This is a genomic window from Luteitalea sp. (assembly GCF_044337415.1).
Taxonomy (GTDB): Bacteria; Acidobacteriota; Vicinamibacteria; order Vicinamibacterales; family Vicinamibacteraceae; genus Luteitalea.
On sequence record NZ_JBIINP010000047.1, the window covers coordinates 15,122 to 27,306 of the forward strand.

Annotated in this window: 9 protein-coding genes; 4 read left to right on the forward strand and 5 right to left on the reverse strand. The window is 71.1% G+C overall.

All coding sequences use genetic code 11. The annotated features are described in order from the left end of the window. Positions 1 to 17: 17 nt before the first annotated feature. The 4 genes from ACIRDX_RS09860 to ACIRDX_RS09875 all read right to left on the reverse strand — a co-directional run bounded on the left by ACIRDX_RS09860 (position 18) and on the right by ACIRDX_RS09875 (position 5,451). The gene (locus ACIRDX_RS09860) at positions 18 to 806 is read right to left on the reverse strand and encodes a LytR/AlgR family response regulator transcription factor (protein WP_396625247.1); all 789 of its coding nucleotides are present in this window, start codon (positions 804 to 806) and stop codon (positions 18 to 20) included. Next, entirely contained in the window at positions 803 to 2,794 is a 1,992-nt protein-coding gene (locus tag ACIRDX_RS09865; RefSeq protein ID WP_396625248.1) for a sensor histidine kinase, read from the reverse strand. Before ACIRDX_RS09865 ends, ACIRDX_RS09860 begins: the two co-directional genes overlap by 4 nt. A 135-nt stretch (positions 2,795 to 2,929) precedes the next feature. Further along, complete coding sequence (locus ACIRDX_RS09870) at positions 2,930 to 3,931, reverse strand: methyltransferase (RefSeq protein WP_396625249.1); 1,002 nt, start codon at positions 3,929 to 3,931, stop codon at positions 2,930 to 2,932. 8 nt (positions 3,932 to 3,939) lie between these two features. Next, entirely contained in the window at positions 3,940 to 5,451 is a 1,512-nt protein-coding gene (locus tag ACIRDX_RS09875; protein WP_396625250.1) for an MFS transporter, read from the reverse strand. 230 nt (positions 5,452 to 5,681) lie between these two features. On the opposite strand from ACIRDX_RS09875, the gene ACIRDX_RS09880 reads away from it, so the two are divergent. From ACIRDX_RS09880 to ACIRDX_RS09895, 4 genes are read left to right on the forward strand one after another with little or no spacing between them, the layout of a single operon-like run. Continuing rightward, positions 5,682 to 6,101 carry a cupin domain-containing protein gene (locus ACIRDX_RS09880; RefSeq protein WP_396625251.1) on the forward strand — a complete coding sequence of 140 codons (420 nt, stop codon included), beginning with the start codon at positions 5,682 to 5,684 and terminating at the stop codon, positions 6,099 to 6,101. Continuing rightward, positions 6,098 to 7,405 (forward strand): Tm-1-like ATP-binding domain-containing protein, encoded by a 1,308-nt coding sequence (locus tag ACIRDX_RS09885; protein ID WP_396625252.1) that lies wholly within the window; start codon positions 6,098 to 6,100, stop codon positions 7,403 to 7,405. The genes ACIRDX_RS09880 and ACIRDX_RS09885 overlap by 4 nt, the downstream gene beginning before the upstream one ends. 38 nt (positions 7,406 to 7,443) lie before the next feature. After that, entirely contained in the window at positions 7,444 to 8,379 is a 936-nt protein-coding gene (locus ACIRDX_RS09890; RefSeq protein ID WP_396625253.1) for a phosphoenolpyruvate hydrolase family protein, read from the forward strand. Further along, positions 8,376 to 11,972, forward strand: a complete 3,597-nt coding sequence (locus ACIRDX_RS09895; protein WP_396625254.1) for a PVC-type heme-binding CxxCH protein — start codon at positions 8,376 to 8,378, stop codon at positions 11,970 to 11,972. The genes ACIRDX_RS09890 and ACIRDX_RS09895 overlap by 4 nt, the downstream gene beginning before the upstream one ends. Positions 11,973 to 12,056: 84 nt before the next feature. On the opposite strand, the gene ACIRDX_RS09900 is transcribed toward ACIRDX_RS09895, so the two are convergent. Next, positions 12,057 to 12,185 (reverse strand): LuxR C-terminal-related transcriptional regulator (locus ACIRDX_RS09900; protein WP_396625255.1); only part of this gene is annotated, 129 nt, incomplete at its 5' end.

Genomic DNA, 12,185 nt, shown 5'->3' on the forward strand with positions numbered 1-12,185 from the left:
CGTCGACGCGACGCCGATCACAGGCGCAGCAGGCGGTCGCGCAGCACGCGCGACTGCAAGCGGCTCGATCGGAGTTCCTGGCCGTTCTTCAGCACGAGAAGGTACACCCCGCCCGGCAGCGGACTGACCCGCGCGATGGCGTCGACGTTGACGACGGCGCCGCGCTCCACGCGCACGAACTGCGCCGGATCGAGGCGGGCCTCGAGGTCCTTCAACCGGTGAGTGATGACGAACGTCTCGCCCTTGACCGTGGTCAGGTGCATCAACTCGCCGTCGGCGACGATGGAGGCCACCTGGGCGGTCGGGAGCAGGACGAAGTCGTCGCGCCGTCGCACCGGGATGCGCTGCAGCAGCGTCGCCTGGTCATCGAACGCATCGGCCACGCGGCGAGCCTGATCGCGGCGGATCTCGCGGGCGGCCTCGTGCTCGAGCAGGTCACGCGCGCGCTGCAGGGTATCGCCGAGGCGGGTGGCATCGACCGGCTTGAGCAGGTAGTCGATCGCCCGCGCCTCGAACGCCTTCACGGCGTACTCGTCGTAGGCCGTCACGAAGGCGACGAGCGGCAGGCGGTCGCGCCGTACCAGGCGGACCACGCCGAGCCCGTCGAGCTCGGGCATCTGCAGGTCGAGCAGCGCCAGGTCGGGCGCCTCGCGCTCGATCATCGCCACGGCCTCGACGCCGTCGCAGGCCTCTGCCACCACCCGGACATCCGGCGTCGCCTCGAGCAGGCGCCGCAGCACGCCTCGCGCGGGCGCTTCGTCGTCGGCAATCAGCACACGAAGCGGGGAGCGGGCGGGCGCCGTCATGCGGGCAGGTCCATGTGCGGCACGGTCGCCGCGGAAGAGGCAGTCGCGTGTCGGCCGGCAGAGGCGCCGTGTCCGGCGTGACTCGGGAAGGTCAGGGTGATCACGGTGCCGAGGCCCGGCGTCGAGTCGATGCCCAGCACTGCGCCGGCGCCGTAGTGGAGGGCCAGGCGTCGCTGGACGCTGGCCAGGCCCACGCCTCCGTCGCGAGCAAAGGCCTCGGGCGTCGCGCCGGCGCCCGAGTCGGCGACCACGAGCGTGAGCACACCCCGCTCCTGATCGAAGGCCCCCTCGACCCTGACCTCACCGCCGCGCCGCACGGGGCCGATGCCGTGACGCACCGCGTTCTCGACGAGGGGCTGCAGCACGAGCGCCGGCACCTGCAGGGCCATCACGTCGTCGGGCACGTCGATGGTGGCGCGGAGCCGGGTCTCGAAGCGGGCCTGCTCGATGGCCAGGTAGCTCCGGACGAGTTCGAGTTCATCGCCCAGCGTGGTGAATTCGTCGGCGGACCGATGGAGCACCGCACGCAGCACGCCGGTCAACTGCATGAGGACGGCGTCGGCGCGCTCGGGCGCAGCGCCGATCAGGTAGCGCACGGTGTTGAGGGCGTTGAACAGGAAGTGCGGATGCAGCTGCGCCCGGAGTGCGCGCAGTTCCGCCTCGACCACATGTCGCCCGACCTCCTGATCCCGCACGGCCTGTTGCACGCGTTGCGTCTCGTGACGAATGGCATCGACGCGTCGGGCGGCCATCCCGGCCAGCTCCTCCAGCAGGTCGAGGTCGTCGGACCACACGCGTCGTCCGTGCTGCAGTTCCCCGGCGGTGACGCGCAGCCGGGGCGCGTGCAGGGTGGGCAGTTGGAGCAGGACGGCCGTGGCAGGGGGCACCTCGACCCCGGCGGGAAACGGCGGCAGCCACACCAGCGGGGTGCTTTCGGGTGGCGCGGCCGGCCCCTGCGTGGCCGTGACCCCGACGACGCGCGCGTCGAGGGCGGTGCGCACCGCCCCCGCGAGCGCGTCCACCGCCTCGGCCTCGACCTCGGTGGCCGCCAGGCGCCCGGCCAGCGTCTCGCGCTGACGCGCGGGATCCTGCCGGCCGAGCACGTGCCTGTCCACCAGGCGCGCCGCGACGCGCCGCAGCGGGGCATACGCGACGGCGGCCACCAGGCCGAGCGCCAGCCACGCCAGGAACGTCGTCGGGTCCTGCAGCCCCCAGGCCCGATCGGGCCACTGGGAGACGGCGGCCAGCCAGGCCAGCAGCAACGCGCCGGCCAGCGAGAGCACCGCCAGGGCCCGCTTCAGAAACACGTCAGCAAAGGCGAACCGGTACTCCTGGTGCAGGATGGCCAGTGCCAGCGGCAAGGACGCGTGATGTCCCACCAGCGCGATCCACCACGACTCGCGACCGCTGTGGTCGGTGAGGTGGAACCCGGACACGGCGAAGATGGCCAGCGCGAGCACCCACGGCGACCGCGTGCCGGCGCGGGCGCGGGTCCACGCGAGCAGCACGATGAGCAACGACGAGGTGCCGACCGTGAGCCAGAGCATGCCCTGCGGATCGGGCACCGCCCCGCCGGCCAGCGCGGCGCGCGCATGCCGGGCGGCAGCCAGGGCCGCAAGCGCCACGGCCGCGCCCGCCGTGGCCATCCCGAAGGCGTGCGGGGGACGACTGTCGGCCCGGACCACCGCGTACACCGTGGCCGCAGGGAGGAAGCCCAGCGCCGAGAAGGCCGCGGCGGCCACCCAGCCCGGCACCGGCAGGCCGGCGAGCCCGTACAGGTCGGAAGCCAGGGCGCCGACGTTCCACACCAGCCCGAGAAGTCCCGTGAGCAGCGGCAGGCGGGCGCCCTGCCTCCACCACGGCCCCTGCGAGGGGCGGGCCGCGCCGGCGGGTGGCGCGACCACGAGCGCGGCGAGCATGGCGTACAGGGCCGCGCCCACGAGGTGCCCCGCGAGGTTCAGCGCCGGCGCCACCGAGAAGGGCGACATCGGCTGATTCTACCGAGGGGTTCGGCACTGGCGCCGTGTCGGACGCCATGAACGGTCGTCGGGCGACGACGAGTGGGCTGTGCCGCCACATGAGCGGCGCGGGTGAGGCCCAGGATGGCCTCACCCGCCCGTGGTTCAGACCGGCCGCGCCTCGATCACCGAGACCGGCGAGGCTGACGCGGTGATGCCGGTCAACCTGAAGCCCGACGCGTTGAGGATGGTGTGGAACTGGGCCTCGGTCCGCTCGAGGCCGTCGGGCAAGGCCATCATGAACATGTCGAAGAGCTTGGACGGCGATGGGTCGTTGCCGGTGGGCACCACGGTCTCGATGATCAGGAGGCGCGCGTGTTCCGGGATCGCTCTCCGGATGGCCCCCAGGATGGCGATGCACTGATCGTCGTGCCAATCGTGGAGGATGTGGCGCATCGTGTAGGCGTCGGCGCCTGGCGGGACTTCCTCGAAGAAGCTGCCGGCGACCAGGGAGCAGCGGTCGGCCACGCCCGACACCTGCAGGTGGGCCGCGGTTCGTTCGAGCACGTGGGCCTGATCGAAGAGCACGCCGCGCATGTCGGGATAGCGGCCGAGCGTGGCCGCCATCATCGCGCCGATGCCACACCCGATGTCGGCCAGCACCGCGATGCCGTCGTAGCTGTAGGCGTTCAACACCGCGTCGGTCTCCCCGCCGTGGAACGAGGTCATGGCGCTGTCGAAGATCGCGGCGTCCTCGGGCTTGTGGGCGAGGTCCTCGAAGATCGGCCGCCCGAACGCCAACGTGTACGCACACTGCCCGGTCCGGACCGTCTCCCCGAGCCTCGGCCACGCCGCGGCCATCCGCCCGAGCATGCGGGCGCCCGCCCGCATCGACTGCGGCGCCTCGGAGCGCAGGAGGTCGGCCAGCGGCGTCAGGCTCCACGCGCCATGCGCGTCCTCGGCGAACACGCCGACGCTGGCCAGAAAGCGCAACAGCCGATACAGCTTCCCGGCGTCGACGCCCGTCGACGTCGCGAGGTGCGCCGTCGCCTTCGGGCCGTGCGCGAGCAGATCGGCGATGCCGAGCTCGGCGGCGACGCTGATGGACTGGGCCACCAGCCCGCCGGAGATCAACTGGAACATCTGTTGCGCAGGCTCTGGATTCATCGGGGGCCTCAGATGCGCTCGGCGCGGTAGCCGCCGCGTCGGCGATCGTTCAGGTACATCGTGCCGAACACGGCAATCAGAATCAGCGCCGCCGGTGCGACGTAGCGGAACGATGCCTGGCCGCCTTTCGCCTCGGCGGGCGTCAGGATGGCCGCCGCATCGGCCACGACCGGGTCGGGCACCTGCGTGGCCACCAGGGCCCGCAGGGCCGTGGCGGTCGCGTCGCCCTGGACGTGGTCGGCATTGGCCAGCGAGGCCAGCGCGGCGCGCGTGGCGTTCAACGCGCCCTCGACGTCGGCCACCCGCGCACCGCCGGGTTCCTTCCGCGCGGCTTCGATGTGCGCCGGCAGACTGGCTTCCGCCCGCGTGAGCACCGCACGCGCGGCTGCCGGATCGAGCGCATCGGCGAGATAGCCGTCGGCCAGGCTGCCGATCAACGGAACGCCCACCGCGCCGGCCATGCCGAGCCCGATGCCGGCCGTGAGCACGATCCCGAGCGAGCCGGTACGCGGCAGCCGCTCGCTCACGAGCCCGACCATCGTCGGGAAGAAGAACGCGATGCCCCAGGCATAGAGCGTGGCCACGGCGAGCGCCGACCAGAGGCCGGTGACGAAGCTGAGGCAGAACAGTCCGGTCCCCGTGAGGATGGCGGCCGTCAGCAGCATGCCGGTCGGGGCCAGACGCTCGACGAAGTGGCTGGCGAGCAGGCGCAACACCACCATCCAGCCGCTGATCCAGACCAGCACGAGGATCCCGTGCATGCCGACGGCCTCGAGCACCATCGGCACCCAGCGCATCGGGCCGAGTTCGATGGACGTCGTGATCGCCATCATCGCCAGCAGCAGCAGGAAGAGCGGACTCGTGAGCGTGTAGCGGAACATCTCGCCCACAGGGATGCCCGCTGCGGCGTTCTCGGTGACCGGGAACTGCTGCGGCAGCACCAGCGTGCCGTACACGAGGATGGGCAGGTAGATCACCGCGAGCTGATACGGCCAGTACCCGAACCGCCCGCCATAGGTGGCCAGCAGGAAGCCGACGATCCCGCCGGCGACGATGCCGATGGGGAAGAAGGCGTGGAACCAGTTCAGGTGCGTGGTCTTCGCCTCGGGAAAGAGCGCGGCCACGAGCGGGTTGCCCGTCACCTCGATCATCCCGTTGCCGACCGCGAGCGTCGCGGCCCCGAGCATCAGCATCCAGAAGCCCGACGGCGACCCCACCTGGGTGACCGCGGCAATCATCAACGTAAGCCCGGTGAGGTGGAACGCGAAGCCGACGCGCGCCCCGTTCTTGAGGCCGAAGCCCTCGAGCATCGGTCCGAAGAACAGCAGCGAGATGGCCATGCCCCACAACGCCGCGCCGCCGATCAGCCCTACCTGGTAGTTGGTGAGCAGGAAGTCCTGCTTCAGCGCCCCGAGGATGTTGCTCACGAGCGCGAACGATGCCCCGGTCGGAATCAGCGCCAGGCAGATCCCCGAGAACAACCGCGCCCTGTTCACGCCTTGCCCTGCTCGTTCCGTCATGCCCGTTCGTCTCCCCGCGCCCCTGCGCAGTCGTCGTCCGTCCCGGCCCCCCGGCACGGCGTGTTGCGTTCCGGTGCCCGGAGTGCGTGCCCGAGCCCGACGTGTCGTCCCGTACGCCGAACCCGGTACCCGGCACCCGGTACCCGTCCTTGCCGCTCTGAATGTGCCGTGCAGTATATGCGGGCCCTGTGATACACGTGAGGGTCTCGCGAGAGGACCTAGGAGTGGACGTGACCGAGTCGGGCGCCGTGGCCGCCCTGCGTTTCGTGACCGCGCAGGACGTGCAGATCGAGGAACTGCCGTGGGGACCGCACGAGTGGCTGTGTCGCCCCGGCCTGACCGACGCGCGCGACCTGCTGCTCGTGCGGGTCCGCATGCCTCCGGGCACCGGACACGCCTTCCACCGCCACCCGGCGATGGAAGAAATCATCTACGTGATCTCGGGCACGGCCGAGCAGTGGGTCGACACGGAGCGGCGGGAGCTCGGCCCGGGCGACATCGCCCATATCCCGAAGGACGTCGTGCACGGCACGTACAACGCCGGCGACGACACGCTGATCTTCCTGGCCATCCTCTCCCCCGCCATCTTCGAGGGGCCCGCGCTCGTCGACGTGTCGGGTGAGGCGCCCTGGAGCACGCTGCGGTCGTGACGCCACGCACCATCCTGTTGCTCGGGTCGCTAGACACCAAGGGCGACGAATACGCTTTCGTCCGCGACCTGATCCACGCGCGCGGCCACCGTACGCTGGTCGCCGACCTCGGCATCCTCGGCGAGCCGGGCACCGCGCCCGACGTGCCGGCCGGGGACGTGGCCCGTGCAGGCGGGGGCGATCTCGCCGCCCTGCGCGCGGCCGGCGATCGCGGGCAGGCCGTGGACGTGATGCAGCGCGGCGCCTGTGCCCTCGTGCCGGCGTGGTTCGCCGACGGACGGTTCGACGGCGTGCTCGGCCTCGGCGGCGGTGGCGGCACCACGATGATCACCGCCGCGATGCGCACGCTGCCGGTCGGCGTGCCGAAGGTGATGGTCTCCACGATGGCGTCGGGCAACACGGCGCCCTACGTCGACGTGAAGGACATCACGCTGATGTACTCGGTGGTCGACATCGCCGGGCTGAATCCGCTGTCGCGGCGCATCCTCACCAACGCGGCGGGCGCCGTGTGCGGGATGGTCGAACAAGACGGGTACGGGGTACCGGGTACCGGGTACCGGGGCGACGGCAGTCGGCAGTCTGCGGTCGGCAGTCAGGACTCTGGAACAGGAACCCCGAACCCGGTACCCGGTACCCGGCCGTTGGTGGCGGCGACGATGTTCGGGGTGACGACGCCGTGCGTGACGGCGGCCCGCGGAGCGCTGGAGGCGGCCGGGTACGACGTCACCGTGTTCCATGCGACCGGCTCGGGCGGGCGCGCGATGGAGGGCCTGATCGACGACGGCTACTTCGCGGGCGTGCTCGACGTGACCACGACGGAGTGGTGCGACGAGGTGGTGGGCGGCGTACTCACCGCTGGGCCGACGCGGCTGTCGGCGGCCGGGCGACGGGGCGTGCCGCAGGTGGTGTCGGTGGGCGCGCTCGACATGGTGAACTTCGGCGGCATCGACACGGTGCCCGAGCCGTTTCGCGAACGACGGCTCTACCGTCACAACGCCACCGTGACCCTGATGCGGACCACGCCCGATGAGTGCGTGGCCATCGCGACCCGCATCGCGGCGCACCTGAACGACGCCACGGGTCCGACCACGCTGGTGCTGCCGCTGCGGGGCGTGAGCGCCCTCGATGCGCCAGGCCAGCCGTTCCACGATCCGGACGCGGACGCGGCCCTGTTCGACACGCTGCGGCAGCAGGTGGGACCGCACGTGCGGGTCGTCGAGGTGGACGCGCACATCAACGACGCGGCGTTCGCCGACGCACTGGTGAAGGAATTCCTGGAGATTCACGCCAGGGCCAGAAGGTAGGGCCGGCTGTCCCAGCCCGGCCAAAGGTCACACACCCTATGCCATTTCTCGACAGAAAGACGATGCTGCGGCGCCTGCGGGCACGCGTGGCGGCGCGGGAACCCATCATCGGCGCGGGCGCCGGCACCGGCATCTCGGCCAAGTTCGCCGAGCGCGGCGGCGTCGACCTGATCATCATCTACAACTCCGGCCGCTTCCGGATGGCCGGGCGCGGCAGCCTCGCCGGGCTGCTGCCCTACGGCGACGCCAACGCCATCGTCACCGACATGGCGCGCGAGGTGCTGCCCGTGGTGAAGGACGTGGCGGTGCTGGCAGGGGTGTGCGGCACCGATCCGTTCCGGATCATGCCGGCCTTCCTGAAGCAGCTGAAGGCCATGGGCTTCGACGGCGTGCAGAACTTCCCCACGGTCGGCCTGATCGACGGCACGTTCCGCGCCAACCTCGAGGAGACCGGCATGGGATACGGCCTCGAGGTCGACATGATCAGGGAGGCGCGCGCGCTCGACATGCTGACGTGCCCGTACGTGTTCGACCCCGACACCGCACGCGACATGGCCAAGGCGGGCGCCGACGTGCTGGTGGCCCATCTCGGTCTCACCACGAAGGGGTCCATCGGGGCGAAGACGGCCCTCACCCTCGACGAGTCGGCGGCGCGGGTGCAGGCCATGCACGACGCGGCCCGGAAGGTGCGCAAGGACGTGTTCGTGATCTGCCACGGCGGGCCGATCGCCGAGCCCGAGGACGTCGCCTACGTGCTGGAGCGCACCCAGGGCATCGACGGCTTCTTCGGCGCGTCGAGCATCGAGCGCTTCGCCACCGAGGTCGGCATCGAGGAGCAGGCGCGCCGTTTCAGGAACCTGACGTTGGGACGGCAGTCGGCAGTCGGCAGTCGGCAGTCCAAGGCCACGGGACGGGCGTCGGCGGTCGGCAGTCGGCAGTCGAAGGGCACCAGCCCGCGGAGGGCCGCGCGATGAGACCGTACACCTCTCGCGTCATCGCGCTGGTCGCCGGTGCGATCGCCCTGCTGCTGTCGGCGGCGCACCCGCACGGCCAGGCGCCCGCCCCCGCTGCCGGCCCGGCAACCGCGCCGCGTGCGACCGCGCCGAGGGCGACGCGCGCGCCGAAGGCCGAGGCACGGCCGCTGCGCGTGCTGTTCCTCGGGCATACGAGCACACACCATCCGTCGATGACGCTGATGCCGATCCTCGCCGCGCCGCTGGCGCGCAAGGGCATCCAGCTGACGCACGTCGCCACGCCGGCCGAGGCCCTGCGGCCCGAGGTGCTGGCGCAGTACGACGCGCTGATGATCTACGCCAACCACACCGACATCACCGAGGCCCAGGAGCAGGCCCTGATGTCGTTCGTGGAAGGCGGCAAGGGCGTGGTGGCGCTGCACTGCGCCTCGTTCATGTTCACCAAGGCGCCCCGCTTCATCCCGATGATCGGCGGGCAGTTCAGCACGCACGGCACCGGCGAGTTCACGGCCGAGATCGTGGCGCCCGACCACCCGATCATGGACGGGCTCGCGCCGTTCACCACCTGGGACGAGACGTACGTGCACACGCGGCACAACCCGGTCGATCGCACGGTGCTGATGGAGCGCGTCGACGACAAGGGCCGCGAGCCGTACACGTGGGTGCGCACGCAGGGCAAGGGCCGGGTGTTCTACACGGCGTTCGGCCACGACGAGCGCACGTGGCGCAACCCGGGGTTCCAGTTGCTGGTGGAGCGGGCCACGACGTGGGCCGTGTCCGAGCAGGCACGCACGGCCTGGAAGGCGCTGGAGATGCCGGAGGTGACGTACCTCGACGGCTTCAACGTCCCCAACTACGAGAAGCGCGACCCGGCGCCGAAGTACCAGATGCCGTTCTCGCCCGCCGACTCGATGAAGTTCATCACGGTGCCGGCCGAGTTCGACCTGCAGCTCTTCGCGCGTGAGCCCGACATCATCAAGCCGATCACGTTCCAGTTCGACGCGCGCGGCCGGATGTGGGTGATCGAGGCCATCGACTACCCGAACCTGGTGCTCAACGGCGAGCCGGGTGCCGACCGCATCCGGATCCTCGAAGACACCAACGGCGACGGACGCGCCGACAAGTTCACGGTGTTTGCCGACCGCCTGAACCTCGCCACGAGCCTGGCCTTCGTGAAGGGGGGCGTAATCGTCGCCGCCGCGCCGCACATGCTGCTGCTCGAGGACACCAACGGCGATGACAAGGCCGACAAGAAGACCATCCTCAGCACGGGCTGGGGCATCAGCGACAGCCACGCCGGGCCGTCGAACCTGCTCTACGGGCCCGACAACTACATCTGGGGCACGGTCGGCTACGCCGGGTTCAAGGGCGAGATGAACGGCAAGCCGATGCAGTTCGGGCAGGGCGTGTTCCGCTTCAAGCCCGACGGCTCGGCGTTCGAGTTCGTCACCGGATCGACCAACAACACGTGGGGTCTCGGCTTCTCGGAGACCTTCGACGTGTTCGGGTCGACGGCCAACAACGACCCGAGCTTCTACGTGGCGATTCCCAACCGCTACTTCGACGGCGTGGAGGGCCTCGGGACGGGCGGGCGCCCGGCGAGCGGCCTCGGCTACCAGAGCGCGGCCCGGTTCTACAACGCCCACTTCATCACCCCGTACATCCGGCAGGTGGACGTACACAGCGGCTACACGGCGGCGGCCGGGCACCAGTTGTACACGGCGCGGGCCTTCCCGCAGGCGTACTGGAATCGCATCGCCTTCATCACGGAACCGACGGCGCACCTCGTGGGCCAGGGCGTGATCGAGAAGGACGGCGCCGGGTTCGTGACGCGCGACGGCTACAACCTGCTGGCCGGCGCCGAGGAGTGGGTGGCCCCGGTGCATGCGCAGGTCGGTCCGGATGGCGCGGTGTGGGTGGCCGACTGGTACAACTTCATCGCCCAGCACAATCCGACGCCGCCCGGCTACAGCAACGGCCCGGGTAACGCGTACGAGACCTCGATGCGCGATCGGCATCGCGGACGCATCTACCGAGTTGTCCACAAGGCCGGGGCGCGCTCGGCCGCGCCACGACTGGCGGGAGCGGCGCCGGCCACGCTGGTGGCGGCGCTGGCCTCCGACAACATGCTCTGGCGCCTGCACGCACAGCGCCTGCTCGTGGAGCGCGGCCGCGCCGACGTGGTCCCGGCGCTGATCGCCCTCACGCGCGATCGGTCGGTCGACGCGATCGGCCTGAACGGCGGCGCGCTGCACGCGATCTGGACCCTCGACGGCCTCGGCGCCGTGGCCGGTGTCGACAGCGAGGCCTGGCGGGCCGTGGTGGCCGCGCTCGCGCATCCGGCGGCCGGCGTCCGCAAGGCTGCCGCCATGGTGCTGGCCACGCGCCCCGGCGGTGCGCAGGCCATCCTCGATGCAGGCCTCCTGCGGGACCCCGACCTGCACACGCGACTCGCCGCCGTCCTCGCCCTGGCCGATGCGCCCTCGTCGGACGCCATCGCGACGGCCCTGTACGCCGCCAGCCTCGAGCCGCAGAACTTCACCGACCGCTGGCTGGGGCGCGCGCTCTACGTCGCGGCGTACCGCCACCGCGACCGCGTGATCCCGCTGTACAAGGCCGACCCCAACGCGGTGCCCGAGACGGCCCTGCCCCTGCCCCTGCGCCTGGGCAACAACCGGCCGGACTGGCGCGTGCCCGAGGCGGCCATCCTCACGACCGCCTGGAAGGACATCGACGTGCCGGGCCGGTGGGAGGGCAAGGGCCTCGCCGACTTCGACGGCGTGGTGTGGTTCACCAGGACGTTCGAGGCCGCGGCAGGCGCGCCGGTGCGCTTCAGCCTGGGTCGCATCGGCCAGGCTGCCGAGATCTGGGTGAACGGCCAGTCGGTGCCCGCGCCGCCGCGCGATCCCGCGGCGCCCAACGCGCTGCCGGTCTTCGTGGTGCCTGCGGCCGCCGTGCAGGCTGGAGGCAACACGCTCACGGTGCGCATCCAGAACTACCGTGGCGATGGCGGCTTCCTGAGCACGCCCGATCTGCTCTACCTGGAGGTCGGCAGCGCGAGGCAGTCACTGGCGGGTCCGTGGAAGCACCGGGTCGAACGCCAGACCAACGCCGCCTCGCTCTACGCCAAGGCCGGTGAACTCCCCGCGCACCTCGCAGCGGCGACGGCTGCCGCCGCCCGTTCGACGCCCGCGCCCACGGCATTGCCGCGACCCGACGTGACGGTGGCGCTCACGGTGATTCCAGGCCAGATGAAGTTCGACCGCGCCGACTTCACGGTGGCGCCGGGGCAACTCGTGCAGTTGGTGTTCACCAACCCCGACGTGATGCAGCACAACTTCATCCTGGGGGCGGCCGACTCACTGACGCAGTTGGGGAACGCCGCAGACCAGATGCTGACGACCGGCGATGCGTTGGCGCAGAGTTACGTCCCGCAAACGCCCCTGGTGCTCTTCTCGACGCCCATCGTCAATCCGGGCCAGACGATCACGGTGCAGTTCCGGGCGCCGACAGAGACGGGGGCCTACCCGTACGTGTGCACGTTCCCTGGCCACTGGCGGCTGATGAACGGCACGATGACGGTCAGGAACTAGGGGCTCGGGGCTCGGGGCTCGGCTGGCCCGGGCCCCCGCATCAGGGGAGGGCCGGGTACGACACCCGGCCGGTCCCCTGGAGACTTAGGCCTCGAGCAGCCCGCGCCTGATGGCTGAGCGCACGAGTTCGGCCGTCGACTCGACGTCGAGCGTGCGCATCAGCTGCGCCTTGTGATCCTCGACGGTGCGCACGGAGAGACCGAGCTCCGCGGC